Consider the following 20,739-nt stretch of genomic DNA (forward strand, 5'->3'; position numbering starts at 1 on the left):
TTTGGAGGGGGATAATGAAATTAGATAGATGTAGAAATGGGCACATGTATGATATTGCAAGGTATAAATCGTGTCCATATTGTAAATCAGAAGGATTAGAATTAGAAGTAAAAGAAGATAAAATAAATTTAATTGAGGAAATGAATGATGATGAAAAAACAACGGCTTATTGGGCAAAGGATTCACAGGTAGATCCAGTTGTTGGGTGGATTGTTTGTATTGAAGGGGCTAATAAAGGGAAGGATTTTCGTTTGGTAAGTGAACGAAATTTTATTGGTCGTGGAGATGAAATGAATATTCAAATAATAGGTGATATGTCAATTTCTAGGAAAAATCACTGTTCGATTAGCTATAATCCAAAACAAAGAATGTTTATGATTACGCCAGGAGAAGCAACAGGGCTGATTTATGTGAATAATGAGGCGTTGTATGATACTAGAGAATTAAGAATTTATGATTTGATTGAAATGGGAGAGAGTAAATTCGTGTTTGTAAATCTTTGTGGAGATTTTTTTGAGTGGAATAAAGAGAAATCAAAAATGTTAAAAGATGGGGAATAGTTTTTTAAAGGAGGGGGTTAATGATCTGTTTTTTAAATAAAATAGATTTTAGAAAAAATGAGGAAAGATGAATCAAAATTTATAACAAAATTCTTTAGTGAGCCAGGTACTCAGAAAAAGAATAATGATTATTTTGGTTTTTTGCAATTGGATAATTATGCGATTTGGGTTGTTGCTGATGGATTTGATGCAGAAGAAGGTGCAGAGATTGTATCAAAATTGGCGGTTGAATCTGTTATTGAGTATTTTATGTTGCATCCACGTTTTAATACAGAAGTTATAAAAGAAATGATTGATTATGCGAATTTAAAGATTCGAGAAAAACAAGAAGAAACAGAAAGATATTCATTGATGCATGCTTCACTTTTGGTTGTTATAAGTAATTATAATTCATTTTTATATGGAAATGTAGGAAATACAAGACTTTATCATATGAGAAATGGCTATATAGTTTCTCAAAGTAGCGATGATAGTATTGCTCAGTTGCTTGTGGAGGAAGAAGCACTGAATGTGAATGATATTAAATTTCATAGGCAGAGAAATGATTTATTGCAGGCTGTGGGAGATTATGGGAAAATAAAGCCAAATTTGATAAAAGAACCAGTTAGTTTGGAACAGAATGATGTACTATGTTTGACGACTATTGGTTTTTGGGAAAATGTTGAAGAAACTGAAATGGAAGTAGAATTTTCTAGGCAAGAAAATTTGGATAAATGGCTTGAATCTATGAAAAATGCTGTTATTTCTACATTACGTGATGATGTAGAAAATAATACACTTGCTATTGTAAAAATTGAAGAAGTTGCTTCACCAGAACCAGTAGAGAAAGATAGAAGAAAATTTTATTTGAAAGTTGTATTGATTGGTGCTGCGATATTGATAATTTTATTATTTTTGGTATTTTTTAATATTGCTAAAAGAAATGAAATATTGAAAAGAGCAACGATTTATAGTCAACAGGCAGATGATGAATTAATGAAGAAAAATTTTAATAATTCAATTGAAGATTTGAAGTTGGAACTAGGGGAGTATGAAAAGTTGAAGTCTAAGAGAAGAGGAATTATTGGATTTTTATCTGGAATTGGTCAAGATAAATCTAAGATTGATGGATTGATTTCAGAAAATAAAAAGAAAATGGAACAGACTGAAAAATTGAAAAAGGCGTTTCAAGATGTGAATCAAGGGAATGAATTGTTTACTAGTGGAAATTATGATGAGGCTACGGAGAAATATCAGGCAGCTAAATATGCGTTGGAAGAGATTTCATATAAAAGGGATGAATTGAATATTAATGAAATTTTGGAAACTTTGAATACGAGAATAAATTCAGCATCTAAGTTAAAGGAAGCACAGATGTTAGAAATTTCTGGAAATCAGGCAGTTACGGCTGGGAATTATAATTTGGCAAAAGAAAATTATAAGGCGGCTTCTGAGATTTATTTGAGTAATGGAAGGGCAGATTATGTTGCAAATATTGAGAGGAAGATATCAGAAATAGCTGATAAAGAGAAAACGGAATATAATGGTGCAATGTTAGTAGAAAATCAAGCAGATATGTTATCGCCAACTGATATAAATAAGTCAAGAGAAGCATATTATAAGGCTAGGGAAATGTATCAGACTTTAGGAGATACTGTAAAAACGCAAGAAATTGATAATAAAATTCAAGAAATAAATTCTAGAGAAATGGCAAAATTACAAACAGCAAATAATTTAGTGAAAGAAGGATTGAGTCAATTAGCAGCAAATAATCCTGCAGAGGCAATATCTACATTAACAAAAGCTAAGATTATGTATGAAGGATTGAAAGATCATAATAACGTATCAAATGTAGAAAAATTTATATCACAAGCACAGTCATTCATTAAATATGAAAGTGAAAGTGAGAAAAAATTGAAAGATTTAGAAGTAGATTATAGTGAGAGGTTAAAACAGCAAGAAATAATGTCACAACAGGCATTAATTGCTAAGGAGGCAGAAATTGCTGCACGTCAAAATGAAATAGAGCGGGAGCGAATTAGGAGGGAGCAAATTAATAAAAGAATTGATGAAGCTACGAATTTAGAGATGCAGGGAGATCAGCAATACTCATTGGGAAGATATTCGGAAGGTATGAATAAATATGAAGAAGCTAAGAAAATATTGGAAGAATTGAAAAATTCGGGAGATTTCGAAGTGCAGAACTCAAAAATAGAATATTTGGATAAGAAAAAAGTTAAGAGCGAGGGATATTTGTATGAAAAAGAAGGAGATGATGAGGCGAAGAAGAAAAATTGGAAGGAAGCTGAGAAAAAATATCAGTCTTCATTAGAAAAGATGAAAGAAGTGAATGAATCAAGCGAGATACAAAAAAATATAGAAAAAAAATTAAAGAAAGCAACGAAAAAGGCTAATAAAAAATGGTGGCAATTTTGGAAATAGAAGGGGAAATGGTTGGAAATAGAAAAAAATAGAAATAAAATAGATACATTTTTCTTTAAAGAGTATGAAGGAATAGTTGAAAGAAATACTTATTCGGCTTATATTCCTGATAAGAAAAAGAGTATTTGGACTTTGATTGTAGATGATGAAAAATGTAGAAATTTTGCTAAGATTGGTGTGGAAAGTATTTTGAAAAGATATTTTCAAAATGATGAGATTAATAGTGAAAATATTTTTGATTTAATGTTAACTGGATTGGAAAAAATTAAGGAAAGAAAGCAAGTTGTAAGAAAAAAATTGATATCTAATAAAATTTCAAAAACTTCGATAATAGTTGTACTTATAGAAAAAAATCGGCTTTTGGTAGGAAATATTGGAAAGAATAAATTAAAAATTTTTAGAGAAAATATGATAATTGAAGAAATTTTCGGAGATGAGATAAAGGAAATAGTGATTAATAAAAATGATTATATTTTAGTTGGAACTCCTAAATTTTGGAAATTGATTAATGAAAATGAAATTATGGATGCATTGATTCGATGGAATAGTAAAGGTGAGTTAGAAAATTATATTAGTGAAAAAGTAATGAAAAGTGAGAAAAAGTTAAATATGACAATTCCTTTTTTTTCGATTTTCATTGAGGATATTTTGCAAGAAGATGAAGAGGTATATCTTATGAAAAAAGATTACGGCGATGATTCTTTAAAAAATATTCTTCTGATGTTGATTTTTTTATTTTCATTTGTAGTTTTTGGAAAAAATATGGCTTATAGAAAAATGGAATCTGAAGCAGAAAAACATCTAATAATCTCTGAAAATTACTTTAAGAATAAAAAATTTGTTGAATCAATGAAAGAAATTGATTTTGTGATAGATAAGTATCGTAATTTGAAAAGTAAGGATAAGAATGTAGAAAATAAAATTGATAAATTACTGAAAAAAAGAGAAACTATAGATTTAGAATCGAAGAAAATGTTTTTAGAGTTAGAAAATAAGAAGTTGTTGGAGGAAAGGAAAAGGTTAGAATCAGATGTGGCTTTAAGTGAAAATCCTGAAAAGGTTAAGTCAGTAGAAATTTCAAAAAATCATACAGAAAATAAAGATAAAATGAGTATTTCAGAAAATAGTAATAAGAATGAAAATCTTAAAAGTAATTTAGAGAAGTCGAATGTGAAAATATATGAAAAAAATAGAAGAAAGAAAAAAGAAATAAAAGCAAAAATTTTGGAAAAAGGATTTAAAACAAGAAAATCAGTAAAGAAAGAAGATACTTTAAAAATAGGAAAAGTATCGAAATCTAGAAAATTTAAAAATCTCAACTCAAATTATAGTTTAGATGAAGAAATAAAAAGAAATTGGAAGATATTGGGAAGAGATGTGACAGGGAATAAAAGTTAAAAGAATTATCAAAAATATTAAGAATAAATAAGAATAAGTATGAGGAGAAAAATGGATTTTTTACCATTAGATTATAAATTTCAGAATAATTATGAGATAGAGGGATATATTGATGAGACAGAATTTTCTAATGTTTATTTAGTTTCTACATTTAATAAAAAATATGTTATTAAAGAGTGTTTTCCAAAGTCGATTACAATTAGAGATGATGATTTAAAAATATTTACGAATAAAAATATAGAGAAGTTTAATTTAGTTAAAAATAGTTTTCAGCGAGAAAAAGAAATTTTAGAAAAGTTGGATAAAAATAAAGATGTTGTTAATTTAGTAAATTTTTTTGAAGAGAATAATACAATATATTTAGTTTTGGAATATTTTGAGGGGATTAATTTGAAAAAATATGTTTTGGAAAATGAATTACCTGAGAAAGAGATTTTACAGATATTTTTGGAAATAGTTAAAATTGTGATTGAAATACATGATGAATGTGTGATTCATAGGGATATAAAACCGTCTAATATTTTGATTAATGGAAAAAATGAAATTAAAATTATAGATTTTGGGACTGGATTGTTGAAAGGTAATAGGAACGGAGATTATATTAAAGTTACAGAAGGATATTCTGCGTTGGAAATGTATTCACTGAAAACAGAAATAGATGAGAGAAGTGATATGTATAGTTTGTGTGCGTTGTTGTATTTTATGCTGGAAAAGAAAAAATTGAAAAGTGTATTGGATAGGTTTTATAGTGAAGAATTAACTTTTGAACGCAAAATTAATGAGGATTTGAAGAAAATTATGGAAAAAGGGTTGGCAATACATAGAAAGGAAAGATATAGGAGTTGTCTAGAAATTTATTATGAAATTTTGAGATATATTGAGAAATTTGAAAATTAGAATAGGGAAATATTAGTATTTTCATGTAAGCATAGAAATGAAATTAATAGTATTTTGAGAATAAAAAATTAAGTAAATAGAAAAAATGAATTGATAAAAATAAAAGGGAGAAAAATGAGGTTATTTTACGAAGAAGAATTAAAAAGAAAATCATACTATGAGATGCTTCAAATTGCTATTGATGAAAGACTTGTGGAAGCACAGGTTGATACATTAAGTCGGAAAGAATTGATAGAAGTAATATTGAAATATCGAGGAGCTAGAGCAGATTTTTGTATTAAGAATTATAAAGAAAAGGGACTTGAGAACATTCAAAAATTATTTGATGATAAATTGAATAATAGGATACATCATGAAAATACAATAAAGGTTCCTCATAAAATTGTATTGTATAAGGAATTGGATTTAACGAAAGAAGATAGTTATAAAATTGAATTGCCAGATAATATTAGTAAAGCAAATGCTTTTTTGATAAATGCAAATAATTATTTATGTGGAATTTTTCAATTGGAAAAAGATTTAGATTCTAAAAATAAATTTTATTTAATTAGTAAAAAAGAATTTTTTAGAATAGAAAGTTTGAAAAATAATAAATTTTCATTGTTATTTTTTAAAGAGAGGGATATCCAGTTTATCTATAGATTTTATAATGCAAAAGAGGCATCACAGCCAACTTATCCATATAGGTTAGATTATTATAAAATTGAACTTGAAAATTTTGAAGTGAGAAATTTAGAGACTACAAATACGACTTTGTGTATTGATTTTGGTACTGTTAATACATCAGTTGGGGCCTATTTAGATAGAAATTATGTGAGAGATTTGCCTTCAAATGATATTTTAATTGGGAATGTAAAAATAAATGAAATTAATTATGTGAAATTTAATGATGGAGAAAGACATTACAGAGAGATTTTTCCTACATTGGCGTATGTTTCGGATTGTAGTAATCCTAATGATATTAAATATTTGTTTGGATATGATGTTATTAGAAAACTTGAGAAAAATAATTATGTTGTTAATGGATCGTTATTTTATGGGTTGAAACGTTGGGTTCATGATCATAGAGAGAAAGAAAAAATAAATGATGAGTTTGGTAATATTCTTTATATTGAAAGAAAAAAGATTATAAGAGCATATTTGAAATATATCGTTGAGCGAGCAGAATATACTTTTAAATGTAAATTTAAGAAAATACATGCTTCGAGTCCAGTAAAACTAAAAGATCAATTTTTAGAAATGTTTCAAGAGATTTTTACTGTGGAAAAAAATGGAGAAACGACTTTTGAATATGAAATTATTAGAGAAAATGCTATGGACGAGGCAATAGCAGTTTTGTATAATACGATAGAAAATCAAATAAAAAAAAGAAAGTATAAGGAAGGCGAAGAATACAGTGCTTTAATTATAGATTGTGGAGGAGGAACTACAGATTTAGCAGCTTGTAAATATGTAATCGAGAATGAAAGAATTTCGTATTATTTGGATATAAAAACAAGTTTTGAGAATGGTGATGAAAATTTTGGTGGAAATAATATGACTTACAGAATAATGCAGTTTTTAAAAGTTGTGTTAGGAAATCTATATACTAAAAAGAAAATTATTTCAATAAATGATTTAATTGAATACGATAATGATATGATTTATAAAGTGATTGATGAGTTTGGGATTGAAAAAATATTTGAGAAATTACAAAGTGAATATGAAAAATATGAAACAATTATACCGACAAGATATTCTAATTTTGAAAATAAGATGAGCGAAGAGTACAAAAAGATTAGAAATAATTTTTACATGCTTTGGGAAGCTGCTGAAAATTTAAAGAAGGAATTTTTTACGATTGATGGAAGATTGAGAACAAAATTTGACGTTCCACGTATGAAAGATTCTTTTCAAAAAAGTAATGATATGCACATAACTCAAATAAAATCATGGATTATTCACATATTAGAAAATGGAATTTTTAGAACGATAAACGAATATCCAAACCATATTTTTACAATTAAAGAAATTGAAAAAATAGTAAAAGCTGATATTTACAATATGTTAAGAAAATTTTTGAATACTTACTATAACGAAGGGATTTTATTTGAATATTCATTGATAAAATTGAGTGGACAATCTACAAAAATTAGCACATTTCAAGAAGTTTTGAAAGAATTTGTACCAGGTAAAATGATTGAGTATAAGGAATTGAGTCACCGTGATGATTATGAATTAAAATTGAATTGTTTGGATGGAGCTATAAAGTATTTAGATTATAAAAGATTCGGGCATATGAATGTAACAATTGAGAATGAAGTGCCGTTGGTTCCTTATTCTGTATGGGTTGAAAAATATGATGGTGAAAAAATTGAAATGATAAAGACTTCTAGAAAAGCTGATATTTTAAAAGGAGAGATTGATAAAACAATATCAGCTGAAGAATTGAAAATATATGTTTACAATGCGGAAGGGGATTTGAAAAAAGAATTAATTTATAAAAATGATGATGATTATGAGGAAATGGATGCAGAGGATATAATTCCTATTTTTAACGGAGTAATTACGCAAAATGATACTGATACGATACAGAATTTAACAACAAGATTTTTTATTTACACCGATTTAAATAATTGGGGATTTTTTGTATTTCCTATTCAAAGATACGAAGATCAGTTATTTTTAGGGAAAAAGCAATATTTTGCATTTGAAGATGACTTGAATGAAATATCATATTTTGATGGAAAACATTAAATGGAGAACATTAAAATTTAAAGATTATAAATTTGGAAAATTATAAAGAAGTTAAAATTTAGAATAAAGATAGGAAATAAATTGAAAAAAGAAACGAATGAAAATATAATTTGGCTATTACCAACATTTTTGGTAATGATAATACTTTTTATGATAAAGACTTGTACTCCATCAATTTCTGAAAAATATATAGTTTCAACGATAAAACGAGAGAATATTGATCTTTATGTAGATTCAAAAGCAAAAGTAGAACCTAAAGATTTTATAAGTATCGGTTTAGATGTACAACTTAATGTTGATAAAATTTATTTTAAAGAAGGCGATAAAGTAAAAAAAGGAGACGTTATAATTAAATTCAGTGATTACAAGGCACAAAATATTGAAAAGGAATTAGAGGACAAAAAGAGTATTTTAGCCGTAAAAAAATCACAACTGAGGTATTTAAAAAATATGTCAGAGGAACAATTAGATGATAAAAATAAAATTCAAAAATTAGAAGGAGAAATAGCAGCTATAGAGACAGAATTGGAAAAAATTGTAAAAAATAAACAGCTTGTGCAGAGGGTGATTACAAGTCCTGTTAATGGATATATTATTAAAATTAATGCCATAAAAAATGGAACTACAGATGCTTCAATTCCTGTATTACTTATTGCAAAAGATACAGACTTAAAAATTGTGAGTGAAAAAATTAAATTAGATCGAGAAATAAAAGTTGGAAGTGAAGCGACGGTAAGTTTTTTGAATCAAAAGTTGTTAAAAGAAGATAAGAATTTAGAAAAATTAGTTAAAGTTAATGAAAATGGAAAAGAAAATAAAAAATATTCAGAAGCAGGAAATGTAAATAGTGCTGTAAATAGTGAATTTAAAGTAATTTTGTATAAAATAGTTGATACAAAAGATCCGATTATTAAAATATTAGAGTTTTTACCAAAAAATTTTGAGAAGGATATTCAGAATATCATTTTGAATGAAATGTTAAATGTAAGAATTTTTCTTGAAAAAAAAGAGAACGTGTTAACGGTTCCTATTAGTGCAGTAGTTAAAAAGAAAGAAAAATCTGGAGAGAAAACGTTTATTTATGTTATAAATAAGGAAAATTTAGTAATTAAAAAAGAGATACAAATAGGTGTGACAAATGGAGAAGTAATTGAAATATATGGCTCTGGAATAAATGAAGGGCAGGAAATAATTGTAAATCCAAATGATAAATTACAAAATAGAATAATTGTGAAACGAAGGAATATTGAGGAAGAAATGATTGAAAAACAAAAAAGATTGATGAAATTAGAGAATGAAAATGAGAAAAAAGTGAAAGAAATAGAAGAGAATGAGAGGGAAATAATAAAATTAAAAAGATTAAACGTAATCCACTAAAACTTCAATTTCACCGTTTTCATATACGAAAAGCCCAGTAACTGCTTCATGGGGTAAATCTTTATGCATTTTTTCAACAGATTGTCGAATATAATTTTTTTGAGTTTCATCATCAATAGGACATCCAGCGCAATCACTATGACCAGCAATAAAAATATGGTCAGATTTATGTTTATTCATTGAAATTAAAACAACTTTATCTTTAATAGAATTTAAATAATCCTCGTATATAATTTTATTAACAGGACCTGCATCTGTAATAGTGTCAACGTATTTATAACGATAATTATTTCTAATATATTCATTTATGATATGAATAAATCTTCCATCCATACAACAAATTAAAGTACAAAACATATTTTTTTCCTCCTTTTAAATTATTTTTCTATTAATTATAACAAAAAAAAGAAAAAAAAGCTATTATTTTTTATTTGCTTTAAAAGTCTTAAAGTTGTAATGATGACCATTTTATGATACAATTATTTGTAACGATAGACGAGTATTATTTGATACTAAAATATGAATAGTTTTAGTTTTAAAAGTTTTAGAAATGTAGACTTACTATATTTTAAGGAAAAATGAATAGGAGATGAATAAAATGGATGAAATAATAAAAAAAATAAATAGATTTTCTCAATTGGCGAGAGAAAGAGAATTAACAGAAGAAGAGAAAAAAGAAAGAGAAGAAGTTAGAAAAATTTATTTAGAGAATTTTAAAAAAAGTGTTAGAGGGCATTTAGAAAGTATAAAAATTGTAAGAGTAGATGATGATGGAAATCCAATTAATGATGACGGAGAAATAATTGAACCAGAAGCATAATTTTTATTAATCAAAAGGTTTTTATGCGTTATCCTCAATTAACGTAAATATTTAGATTAATTAAGGAATGATAAAATGAAATATGATTTGGTTTTATTCGATTTAGATGGAACGTTAGTAGATACTTCTAGAGCGATTGCAAAAGTCTTGAAATGTGCGTTAGAAGAGTTAGGATTGAAAACATATACATTGGCTGAAAGTACAACTTTAATTGGTGGAGGAGTTTCTGGTTTAGTAGAGAAAATTTTGAAAAAAGAAAAATATCCTGAAACAGTTGTCAAAAAAGAAGACTTGTTAGAAACAATTAGAAAGTATTACAAATTATATTATAATCATGATGTGAAATTATATGATGGTATTGACAGATTGTTAGACTTTTTGGAAGAAAGTAGTATAAAAAAAGGGATTGTGACAAATAAGGATCATTTAGAAGCATTGAATACTGTAGAAAAAAATATGTCAAAATGGAATTTTGTAGAGATAATAGGGGCTAATGATGAAAAGCATCCTAAAAAGCCAGATCCTTATGGAGTTAATAAAATAGCTTCTGAAACTAATACGCCATTAAATAAGGTTTTATACGTTGGAGATATGATGGTGGATTTAAATACTTCTAAAAACGCAAATGTAGACATAGTTTATTGCAATTGGGGATTTGGAACGGTTATTAATGAAACTGGGATCCCTGAAGATATACGGGTTTCTAGCGTTGATGAAATAATTGAAAAAATCTTGGAGAAATAAAAGTCTTAGGGAAATTAACTTAAGCAAAAAAAGTAGGAGAATTGTTCAGTGGATAAAATTATAAGAAATTTTGAGAATACTAAATATTATGGATATATGTTTTTTATCGAATATGAAGGATTGAAATTTGAATCATTTGATGAAAATCCAAATAAAAAAAGTATAAAATCAGAATTTAGAAAATTGTTAGAAAAAAATGGAATAACGATTTATAAAGGAATTCAGCAAGCTGGAAGAACAGATGCGAAAGTTAATGCGAAAGAGAATGTTCTTTATATTAATTCGAAAGATTTTATTAAAATTTCTAAAGTTAAATATAAAGAAATAGAGGGATTGAAAATTTTAAAGATAGAAAAAACAATCCCTTTTTTGGAATTTCCAGAAATGATAGAAAAAAGATATTATATTTATAAATATCCAGAAAATTTAATAAAAAATAATGATGAAACAATAAAGAATAATTGTGAAAAATTATCGGGGGAAAAGAATTTTAAAGATTTTACTTCTATAAAAGGGAAAAAGTTAAAAAATCATGTTAGAGAAATTTATGTGAAATATAAAGATAAAGCTTTATATTTTGAGGGAGATGGATTTTTGCCACAGCAAGTACGGATAATGAGCAATTATATTCTTAATAATAGTAAAAAGCCATTAAATGGAGAGTATCTAACACTAGAAAAAGTTGGTTTTTCAGATAAATTGAAAAATTTAGTTTTAATGAAAATTGATAAAATAAATGATCTTGAAGAATATTCAGAAGAGTTACTTTTAGATGAAATTGAAAATATAAAAAAAATAAAATGGATAGAAAAAAATAATTATTTTTTGATATTTTATGTTAATAGACGTAATAAGGGCGAATTTATTGGGAAAAGAGGGAAAAATATCAAGAAATATAAAAGGATTTTTGGAAATATTATAATAAAAGAAATATAAATGTTATGTAAAATCTAAGTTCAATAAAGTATAATAGAAATGTTAAATAATTTATAAAAAATATAGATTAATAGGAGATATAAAATGTATGCAGTAAAAAAATTTTTAGAATATTTTAGACCAAAAGTAAATAGAGCGTTTCAAAATGAAGCATTGAAAATTCTTAATGAAAAAGAAAAAAAGATTTTTTTAGAAATGTCAAAATATGATAAATTTCATTGTTTGGAGGTTTATAAAAAAGTTAAAAGAACGAAATTGAAAAATAAAGAAGTTTATTTAAAATTGGCACTTTTACATGATTGTGGTAAGGAAAATGCTAATTTTTTGATTAGAGTGTTACATAAATTTGGTTTTAAAACATCATTGAGAGAACATTCTCAAAATAGTTTTTTAAAATTAGAAAAAATTAATAAAGAATTGGCAAATTTAGCGAAGAATCATCATGTTAAAAATTTTTCTGAAGACATGGATATTTTTCAGGAATGTGATGATGCTAGTTAAAATATAAGTGTAAGGAAATAAAAATTAGAAATGGAGAAAATAAAAGAAAATTTAGAAAATAAAATTATTTTTTTGGAAGATGAAGAAGCTATAAAGAAAAATGAAGAACAGATAGTTAAAGTTGAAGAGGATGATTCTGGAGAGAGAATTGATAGTTATTTGTCTAAGAAGATGGATTTAACTAGGACTAGAATTAAGCAATTAATTAAAGATGAAAATGTTTTAGTTAATGGGAAAAAGGCAAAACCAGCTTATAAAGTGGAAAGAGATGATGAGATATCAGTTATAATTCCAGAATTGGAGGATATTGAAATAAATTCTGAAAATATTCCGATAAATATTGTTTATGAAGATAGTGATTTGGCAGTTATAAACAAATCAGCAGGAATGGTCGTTCATCCGGCGCATGGACATCATTCAGGAACTTTGGTTAATGCTATTTTGTATCACATAAAAGATTTGTCTGGAATAAATGGAGAGATTCGACCAGGTATTGTTCATAGGCTTGATAAAGATACAAGTGGACTTTTGATAATTGCTAAAAATGATAAAGCTCATTTAAGTTTAGCGAAAATGTTTCAAGACAAAATAATTAAAAAGACGTATTTAGCAATTTTAAAGGGAAAATTAAATAAAAATAGCGGAAGAATTGTTACAAAAATAGGTCGAGATAAGAATGATAGGAAAAAAATGACAGTTCTAGATTCGTTAGAAAATGGGAAAATAGCAATATCAAATTTTGAAGTTTTGGATAAAAATGAAAAGTTTACATTGGTAAAAGTTCATATTGAGACTGGAAGAACGCATCAAATAAGAGTTCATATGAAATATTTGGGATATCCTATTTTGGGTGATAGCATTTATGGACGTTCAGACAGTGAAAAAAGGCAAATGTTACATGCATATAAACTTGAATTTTTACATCCGATTACAAATGTGCCTGTGGAATTTATCGGAAAATTACCAAAAGATTTTAAAAATGCTTTAAAAAAATGTAATTTAAAGTTTGATGAAAATATTGAGATTATATAGGTTTGGATTGAGGGAAAAATGGTAAAAGAAAAATCGACATTAAAAAAGAGAAATGAAGAATCTGAAATAGATTTGAAAAAATTTGATGAGGGATATCATAAAATAATCGTGGGAATTGATGAGGCAGGGAGAGGACCGTTAGCGGGACCTGTTGTAGCGAGTGCAGTTATTGTGCAAGAATATTTTGATGAATTGAAAGAAATTAATGATTCGAAAAAATTATCAGAAAAGAAAAGAGAGAAACTTTTTGATTTGATCAATAAGAGATGTATAGTTGGGGTTGGAATTGCATCAGAAAAAGAGATTGATGAGATTAATATTTTGAATGCGACTTTTTTAGCTATGCGTCGTGCAATTGAAAAAATTCATGAGAAAGCAGAATTTGATATTGTTTTAGTTGATGGAAATCATAAAATTCGAGAATATGAAGGGGAGCAGGAAGCTATAGTAAAAGGAGATGGAAAGTCACTTTCTATTGCAGCGGCATCGATAATTGCGAAAGTAACTAGAGATAGAATGCTAGTTGAAGCTGCTAAGAAATATCCTGATTATAAGTTTGAGAAACATAAAGGATATGGAACAAAGTTGCATAGGGAAATATTGCTTAGTAAGGGGCCTTCTGAATATCATCGAAAAACTTTTTTAAAAAAAATTTTAGGGGAATAGAATTATATTTAGACTGGTTTAAATGGGGTGGATTTTGTGAAAAATAAAAGGGAAATAGGGTTTGAGTATGAAAAAATTGCGAAGGAATATCTCGAAGAAAATGGATTAATTTATGTTACAAGTAATTATTATTCAAAATTTGGAGAGATAGATTTAATATTTTTGGAAGAAATGACGGAAACATTGATTTTTGTGGAAGTTAAGTATAGAAAAAATGATAATCATGGAAATGCGTTAGAGATGGTTACCAAAAGTAAACAAAAGAAAATAATTTGTACATCGAATGTATATATTTTTAAAAATCAGTGGAATAAAAATATCAGATACGATATTGTTGGAATAGATGGTTTTTCAAAAAATATAAATTGGGTGAAAAATGCATTCTGAGGTGAAATATGAAAAATAATGAAAAGTGTTTGAAATGCGGTTCTACTCTTTGCGAAATAAAAACAACAGTGTTACCGACAAAAAAAATGGGAGATACAAAAATTTCTTTAGATAAATTTTATTTAAAGATTTGTCAGAATTGTGGTTATAGTGAAATGTACTCGGCAAAAGTAATTGAAAAAAGTAAAAAAGCAGCTAAAACAACAGTTTGATGAAATAATATTTAATTTTAAAAGTCTTTTGTTCAAAAATAAAGATATATTTTCAGGGAGAGAATTAGTTGAGTACGGAATTGTATCAAAAGAAAGTAAAAATAGACTTTTTGATACAAAAAATTTAAGAAGTTTGAATAATATTTATTATATTTGGGATTATACAGAAGATTTTAAAAAATTAATTTTTGCATATAAATATAAAAGAAATAAGGCTATTTCAAAATTAATAGCAGAATTAATAGAGGAAGAATTTAAGTTTATTTTAAAAAATGAAAAAATAGATTTGGTCGTAAGTGTTCCTGTGAATAAAAAGCGGAAAAATGATAGAGGATACAATCAAGTGGATGAGATTCTTAATCAATTGAAAGTTAGTTATGTTCAGTTGGAGCGTGTAAAAAATACTAAAAAAATGTCTGATTTATTGGATGAAAAATTGAGAGAACAAAATATTAAAGGTGCGTTTAAAGTGCAAAATAATATAGATTTTAAAAATAAAAATATATTGCTGTTTGATGATATAATAACAACAGGTGCAACTTTGAAGGAAATAAAAAATAGTATTTTGGGAATGTATTCAAAAGAAGAAGACAGGAAAAATATAAAAGTTACAGTTTTTTGTCTGGCAGCAGCTAGAGAAATTAAAGTAAATAAAGGAGAAATATGAGTTCAGTAAAATTAAAATTGGTAGTACTATGTTTTGTGATAGCTGGTTCAAGTATGTCATTTGCAAAAACGAAGAATGACAATCTTAATCAACTTAATCAAAATGTGACAAAAGTTAATGAGAAAAATATAAAAAGTGAGATTGCTGAAAATACTGATGAATCAACTTTAAAAGAAAAAACACAAGAAAAAAATGATAATAAAAATGATGATTTAGAAGTAGATGGAAATTCTGAGGAGCAGAGTGTTACTAAATACAGTCAAAGAAATGATGGAATTATTGATATAAATGCTTTGGAACATAAGGAAACACCAGATTACAGAATAGAAAATGGTTCTAAAATGAGAATTATCTTAAAAACTAAAAATAATGATATTTATTCAGCAGAAGTTATGTTTGATGGACAGAAACAAATGATGCGAGGAATTGGAAATTATTCTGGAAAAGAGATTTTTGTAGCAGAAATTCCAAATGTTCCAACAAGTTATTATTTTAAATTAACAGATGCAAAAACTAAATATTATTATGGAAGAAACACAACAAAAGATGAATCAGCAGTTCAAAAATTCCAATATACAAAATCGAAAAAATTGACATCGATTCCGAATTGGGCGAGAGGTTCAGTTGGATATCAAATTTATATAGATTCATTTAGAAATGGAAATGTAGATAATGATCCAATTTTTAACGAGTTTGGAACAGGTATTTTTTCTGAACCAACAGGAGAATTAAGATCGGGTAGATCTAAAAAAGAATTAGTACTTGCATATTGGGGAGGCGATGATAAGCCAGAATTTACATTGAGCGAATGGGACAGTAACTATGAAGATAAAAATGATTGGGAAGAAAATGTTTTAAATGGTGTACAAAATTATACGAGATATTACGGAGGAGATTTAGAAGGAGTTGAAGAGAAATTAGATTACTTAAAAGATTTGGGAGTAGAGTATATAATTTTATCATCACCGTTTTATTCTTTGTCGAATCACAAATATGATACGATTTATTTTAACCATGTAGATCCTTATTTTGGTTCAATCGAACAAACTGGAACGATAAAAGCTTTGGATATAAAAGGAAAAGTTCACAATGAAAATGGAGATATGGAATTGAATTTATTGACTTACAATCCTGAAACTGATAAAAACTTGTTGGATGAAAGTTTATTAGATACCAAAACATGGGTTTGGACAGATTCAGATTTACAATTGGCAAGTCTTTTGAAAAAGGCGCATGCAAAGGGATTGAGAGTAGTAATAGAAGTGGCTCCAGATACTACATCGAATAAGTTTTTTGCAAGAAATGGTGGGAAATACTCAAATTGGTATTTGAAAGACACGGTTTTAGATTTATCAAATCCACAAGTTAGAAATTATATCGAAAATTCATTGAAAAAATGGGTGTTAGGACCAGATGAAACATTCAAGAAAAATGTTTATGATGATGGAATTGATGGTATTAGATATGTGTATTATGATGATAAAAATAAAGAATATATTGCTGATATAACAGAAAATTTGAAAAAATATAAGCCAGATTTATTGATTACAGGAGAATTTTCGAATAGCTTTACAAAAGATATAGAAGAAGGCGTGTATGATAGCGGAGCAGATTATAATATTGTAAATAATGTTATTAAATATATGGTTAATAACAATATAAATTATAAAATTGGAGATGTAGAATTTGCAAGTAAATTAAATGAAATTTACAATAAATATGCAAATGAACGATTTAATGCGACACAAGTATTTTTTGATTCTTTAGATACTGATAGAATTTTTAGTGGGATAATAAATCCTAACAGAGTATATGATAGAAATAATCAGTCGAATCAAGGATATTTGAATATAAGACCAGATATCTATGATCCTTTAGCAGTTAGTAAATTAAAAAAAATAATAGGTGTTCATTTGACATTGCCTGCAACGCCTGTAATTTATTATGGAGATGAAAAAGGAATGTGGGGAGCAGATTCTCCAAGAAATAGAAAACCTATGCTTTGGGATGATTATGCACCTTATGAAAATGAAACTGACCAAATTACAAAATATTCTATAGATAATTTGAGAAAGTTATCAAATGAGATTCAAATTGATGAGGTTCAAAAAAAGATCTCGTATCCTGTAAAAAGTAATTCCGAAATTGAGAATTATTATAAATCATTATTAGCAATCAGAAAAAAACATAGAGAATTATTTAGAAATGGAACTTTTAGAGTATTAGAAGTTTATGGAGATCCTAAAATGAAATCTAGAACTGATGCAGATATTAATCAATATTTAAGTGAGGAAAAAAGAAAGGCCCAAACTTATAGAAATTTAACTATAAATCCTGAATGGCCAAACCTTGATTTCTTATCTTATGAGATTTCCAGTGGAAATGAATCTATGATTGTTGTAGTAAATAATAGTTCAAGTAGTTATCCTGTATTTTTACAAGTTCCTAAGTTATTTGGATTTTATAAAAATGAATTAAATCCAAAAGAAAATTATTCTATTTCAGATAGAAAAATAAAACTTACTTTGAAACCAAATGAAGTGAAAGTATTGTATAGTAATGATAAAAATATGTTTGATTCATTTAAAAAGAAAAATTAATCTAAAATTAAAAATAGCTCATCGTCTAAGGTGAGCTATTTTTATGTGAAAAATATATAAATTATTTACTAACTTTTAATACAATTTTTTCTTTAGCATCTTTAATAATTTCACTAATTTCATTTCTTGAAATATTATCAACTAAAATAATGTAGAAGTTTTCTATTTCGTTTGTAACTTCAAAAGGTGAGTTATTAACATCAAAATCTTTAGAAACTCTGATGTAATAAGAATCTTTTGTAGTATTAGAATCTACAATTTCAAATACTTTTGTTGAATTAAAGAAATAATCAGATTCAATATGATTTCTAGTAGTAATTTTAACAATGTCAGCAACTACAGCTGAAGCAGTTGGATCCATTCCAGCACCTTGTCCATAGAATAAAGTTTTATCTGTATAAGAACCAGTAGTTTCAATTGCGTTATAAACATCGTCAACTTTTGCTAAAATTTCTCCATTTGAAATTAAAACAGGTTCTACAGAAATTTGAGCAGAAGTTTCTGTCAATAGTTTTGAGCTAGCAATCAATTTAATAGTAGAATTCAATTGATTTGCAGCAGCGATATCAACAGTTGTAATATCTCTGATTCCAGACAATTGCATATCTTTAAATTTAATAGACCCTCCATAAGCAAGAGAAGCCAAAATATTTATTTTATGACCAGCATCAATTCCATCAACATCATAAGTTGGGTCAGCTTCAGCATATCCTTTTTCTGATGCTAATTTTAATGCTTCATCAAATGACAAATGTTCTTCTTTCATTTTAGTCAAAATATAGTTAGAAGTACCATTCATTATTCCTCTAATGTCAGTAATAGTATTCGCAACTAAACTTTCCATTAGTGGCGTAACAATAGGTATTCCTCCACCAACAGCTGCTTCAAATAAGAATGAAACGCCATTTTCTTTAGCGATATGAAATAATTCTACACCATGTTTAGCTATTAATGCTTTATTAGCAGTAACAACACTTTTTTTAGCTTTAAAAGATTCAGTAATAATAGTTTTTGCGATAGTTTCTCCACCAATTAATTCAACAACTATTTTTACTTCTGGATCTGCTAATATTTTTTTATAATCATTTATCAAAATTGATTTATCAAAATCAAAAGAAAAATTTCTGTCTGTATTCAAGTCACAAGCATATTTCACTTCAATATCAGCTCTCGATTTTTCAAAGATACTTTCTTTTTCTGCTGTAAGTACTTTAAGAACTCCTTCTCCAACAGTTCCTAAACCAATAATTCCTATTTTCATTTTATATCTCCTAACAAATTATGAATATTTTTAATAATCTTTTTCAAGATTAGTTTTCTAAAAATTTACTATGTAATGCTCTAACTGCTTTTTCAACATCACTTTCTTTAATAATACATGAAACATTTATTTCTGAACAAGAAATCATATCGATATTTATATTATTTTCTGCAAGTGTATCAAAAATTTCAGCTGTTGTTTCATAATGAGTTTTTAATCCAATTCCAATTACAGAAACTTTTGCGATTCTTTCTTCAAAAGTAACTCCTTCAGCACCTAATTCTTTTTTCAATTCTTCAGAAATTCTTACAGCTTCTAATAAATCATCTGATTTTACTGTGTATGAAATATTGTTAAGTTCTTTATTAATACTAGAACTTTGTAAAATAATATCTGTATTAATTTTAGATTTTGCAAGAGTGGAAAATACTTTTGCTGCAATTCCTGGCTTATCAGGTAATCCAGAAAGAGTAATTTTTCCTTCGTTTTTAGATGATGTAACTCCAATAATTTTAGCTTTTTCCATTGATTTTTCTCCTTCACTTTCTACAATTGTTCCTAATGAATCATCAAATGATGAACGTAAATGTATTTTAATTCCATATTTTGCAGCGATCTCAACCGATCTAGGATGCAATACTTTTGCTCCTGAAGCTGCTAATTCTAACATTTCCTTATATGAAATGCTTTCTAATTTTCTTGCGTTACTAACAATTCTTGGATCTGCTGTATAAACACCGTCTACATCAGTATATATTTCAACTTCATCAGCTGATAAAGCAGCTCCCAAAGCAACAGCAGTAGTATCTGAACCACCACGTCCAAGCGTAGTAATTTCATTATTTTTTGTAATTCCTTGGAATCCAGCAAAAACAACTACATTCCCTTTAGATAAATTTTCTTTTATAACATCAGTGTCAATGTTCAAAATTTGAGCTTTTGTATGAGCGTCAGTCGTATTAAAGTTTACTTGGAAAGCATTTAACGATATTGCTTTTCCACCTAATTCTTCAATAGCAATTGCAAGTGAAGCAATTGAAATTTGTTCTCCAGAGGTAAGAAGCATATCTAACTCTCTTTTATTAGGCGTATCAGAAAGCTCATAAGCTCTTTTGATCAAAGAATCAGTAGTTCCAGCAGGAGCTGAAACAACAACGATAACATCGTTTCCTTCATTTTTATATTTTAAAACTCTTTTGGCAACTTCTTTAACTCTTTCTGCATTTGCAACAGAAGTACCACCGTATTTTTGTATAATTAATGCCATTGTATACTATTTTCTCTCCTTACATTTTAAATTTAGGTTTATAAAGCCTATTTTCAAATATATAAATATTATACCCTATATAATATACTATTTTCTAGTATAATTCAATATATATTACTAATAAAGTTGAGTTTTAAGTATATATATTTATAAAGATTAATATATATATAATAAATGGTTATAAGTATTTATTATATATATCGAAAAAAACGTTAATAAAAAGGCATAAAATATTAAAATATCTAACTTTTAGGACA

At 26.9% G+C, this 20,739-nt stretch carries 19 protein-coding genes; 16 read left to right on the forward strand and 3 right to left on the reverse strand.

Going from position 1 to position 20,739, the window contains the following annotated elements; translation table 11 throughout:
- Window positions 1–14: 14 nt before the first annotated feature.
- From J4863_RS04070 to J4863_RS04095, 6 genes are all read left to right on the forward strand, one after another.
- Window positions 15–560, forward strand: a complete 546-nt coding sequence (locus J4863_RS04070; RefSeq protein ID WP_211619184.1) for an FHA domain-containing protein — start codon at window positions 15–17, stop codon at window positions 558–560.
- Between the two features lie 57 nt (window positions 561–617).
- A complete protein-coding gene (locus tag J4863_RS04075) occupies window positions 618–2,981 on the forward strand; it encodes a PP2C family serine/threonine-protein phosphatase (protein WP_211619185.1) in 2,364 nt (787 codons plus the stop codon).
- A gap of 12 nt (window positions 2,982–2,993) precedes the next feature.
- Complete coding sequence (locus tag J4863_RS04080) at window positions 2,994–4,379, forward strand: hypothetical protein (RefSeq protein ID WP_211619186.1); 1,386 nt, start codon at window positions 2,994–2,996, stop codon at window positions 4,377–4,379.
- Between the two features lie 51 nt (window positions 4,380–4,430).
- Window positions 4,431–5,276 (forward strand): serine/threonine-protein kinase, encoded by an 846-nt coding sequence (locus J4863_RS04085; protein WP_211619187.1) that lies wholly within the window; start codon window positions 4,431–4,433, stop codon window positions 5,274–5,276.
- Between the two features lie 114 nt (window positions 5,277–5,390).
- Window positions 5,391–8,012 (forward strand): molecular chaperone, encoded by a 2,622-nt coding sequence (locus J4863_RS04090; protein ID WP_211619188.1) that lies wholly within the window; start codon window positions 5,391–5,393, stop codon window positions 8,010–8,012.
- Between the two features lie 81 nt (window positions 8,013–8,093).
- Window positions 8,094–9,389: an efflux RND transporter periplasmic adaptor subunit gene (locus J4863_RS04095; RefSeq protein WP_211619189.1), complete on the forward strand. Its 1,296-nt coding sequence runs from the start codon at window positions 8,094–8,096 to the stop codon at window positions 9,387–9,389.
- On the opposite strand, the gene J4863_RS04100 is transcribed toward J4863_RS04095, so the two are convergent.
- Window positions 9,372–9,746 (reverse strand): carbonic anhydrase, encoded by a 375-nt coding sequence (locus J4863_RS04100; RefSeq protein ID WP_249111572.1) that lies wholly within the window; start codon window positions 9,744–9,746, stop codon window positions 9,372–9,374. The two genes, J4863_RS04095 and J4863_RS04100, sit on opposite strands and share 18 nt — an antisense overlap.
- Window positions 9,747–9,987: 241 nt before the next feature.
- Here J4863_RS04100 and J4863_RS04105 point away from each other — a divergent pair, with 241 nt between their 5' ends.
- The 10 genes from J4863_RS04105 to J4863_RS04150 all read left to right on the forward strand — a co-directional run bounded on the left by J4863_RS04105 (window position 9,988) and on the right by J4863_RS04150 (window position 17,954).
- The gene (locus tag J4863_RS04105) at window positions 9,988–10,209 is read left to right on the forward strand and encodes a DUF896 domain-containing protein (RefSeq protein ID WP_211619190.1); all 222 of its coding nucleotides are present in this window, start codon (window positions 9,988–9,990) and stop codon (window positions 10,207–10,209) included.
- A 75-nt stretch (window positions 10,210–10,284) separates the two neighbouring features.
- Entirely contained in the window at window positions 10,285–10,953 is a 669-nt protein-coding gene (locus J4863_RS04110) for an HAD family hydrolase (protein ID WP_211619191.1), read from the forward strand.
- A 48-nt stretch (window positions 10,954–11,001) separates the two neighbouring features.
- Window positions 11,002–11,889: a pseudouridylate synthase gene (locus J4863_RS04115; RefSeq protein ID WP_211619192.1), complete on the forward strand. Its 888-nt coding sequence runs from the start codon at window positions 11,002–11,004 to the stop codon at window positions 11,887–11,889.
- Window positions 11,890–11,973: 84 nt separating this feature from the next.
- The gene (locus J4863_RS04120; RefSeq protein ID WP_211619193.1) at window positions 11,974–12,390 is read left to right on the forward strand and encodes an HD domain-containing protein; all 417 of its coding nucleotides are present in this window, start codon (window positions 11,974–11,976) and stop codon (window positions 12,388–12,390) included.
- A gap of 30 nt (window positions 12,391–12,420) precedes the next feature.
- Window positions 12,421–13,422, forward strand: coding sequence for an RluA family pseudouridine synthase (locus J4863_RS04125; protein WP_211619194.1), 1,002 nt, complete (start codon window positions 12,421–12,423; stop codon window positions 13,420–13,422).
- A gap of 18 nt (window positions 13,423–13,440) precedes the next feature.
- Window positions 13,441–14,088, forward strand: a complete 648-nt coding sequence (locus tag J4863_RS04130; RefSeq protein WP_211619195.1) for a ribonuclease HII — start codon at window positions 13,441–13,443, stop codon at window positions 14,086–14,088.
- A gap of 36 nt (window positions 14,089–14,124) precedes the next feature.
- The gene (locus J4863_RS04135; protein WP_211619196.1) at window positions 14,125–14,475 is read left to right on the forward strand and encodes a YraN family protein; all 351 of its coding nucleotides are present in this window, start codon (window positions 14,125–14,127) and stop codon (window positions 14,473–14,475) included.
- Between the two features lie 8 nt (window positions 14,476–14,483).
- Window positions 14,484–14,687: a zinc ribbon domain-containing protein gene (locus J4863_RS04140; RefSeq protein WP_211619197.1), complete on the forward strand. Its 204-nt coding sequence runs from the start codon at window positions 14,484–14,486 to the stop codon at window positions 14,685–14,687.
- Window positions 14,650–15,354 (forward strand): ComF family protein, encoded by a 705-nt coding sequence (locus J4863_RS04145; RefSeq protein WP_211619198.1) that lies wholly within the window; start codon window positions 14,650–14,652, stop codon window positions 15,352–15,354. Before J4863_RS04140 ends, J4863_RS04145 begins: the two co-directional genes overlap by 38 nt.
- Entirely contained in the window at window positions 15,351–17,954 is a 2,604-nt protein-coding gene (locus tag J4863_RS04150) for an alpha-amylase family glycosyl hydrolase (protein ID WP_211619199.1), read from the forward strand. Before J4863_RS04145 ends, J4863_RS04150 begins: the two co-directional genes overlap by 4 nt.
- Window positions 17,955–18,015: 61 nt before the next feature.
- On the opposite strand, the gene J4863_RS04155 is transcribed toward J4863_RS04150, so the two are convergent.
- Window positions 18,016–19,215: a homoserine dehydrogenase gene (locus J4863_RS04155; RefSeq protein ID WP_211619200.1), complete on the reverse strand. Its 1,200-nt coding sequence runs from the start codon at window positions 19,213–19,215 to the stop codon at window positions 18,016–18,018.
- Window positions 19,216–19,264: 49 nt separating this feature from the next.
- Window positions 19,265–20,482 (reverse strand): aspartate kinase, encoded by a 1,218-nt coding sequence (locus tag J4863_RS04160; RefSeq protein WP_211619201.1) that lies wholly within the window; start codon window positions 20,480–20,482, stop codon window positions 19,265–19,267.
- Between the last annotated feature and the right edge of the window lie 257 nt (window positions 20,483–20,739).

This window comes from Leptotrichia sp. oral taxon 221 (assembly GCF_018128245.1).
Lineage (GTDB): Bacteria > Fusobacteriota > Fusobacteriia > Fusobacteriales > Leptotrichiaceae > JABCPH02.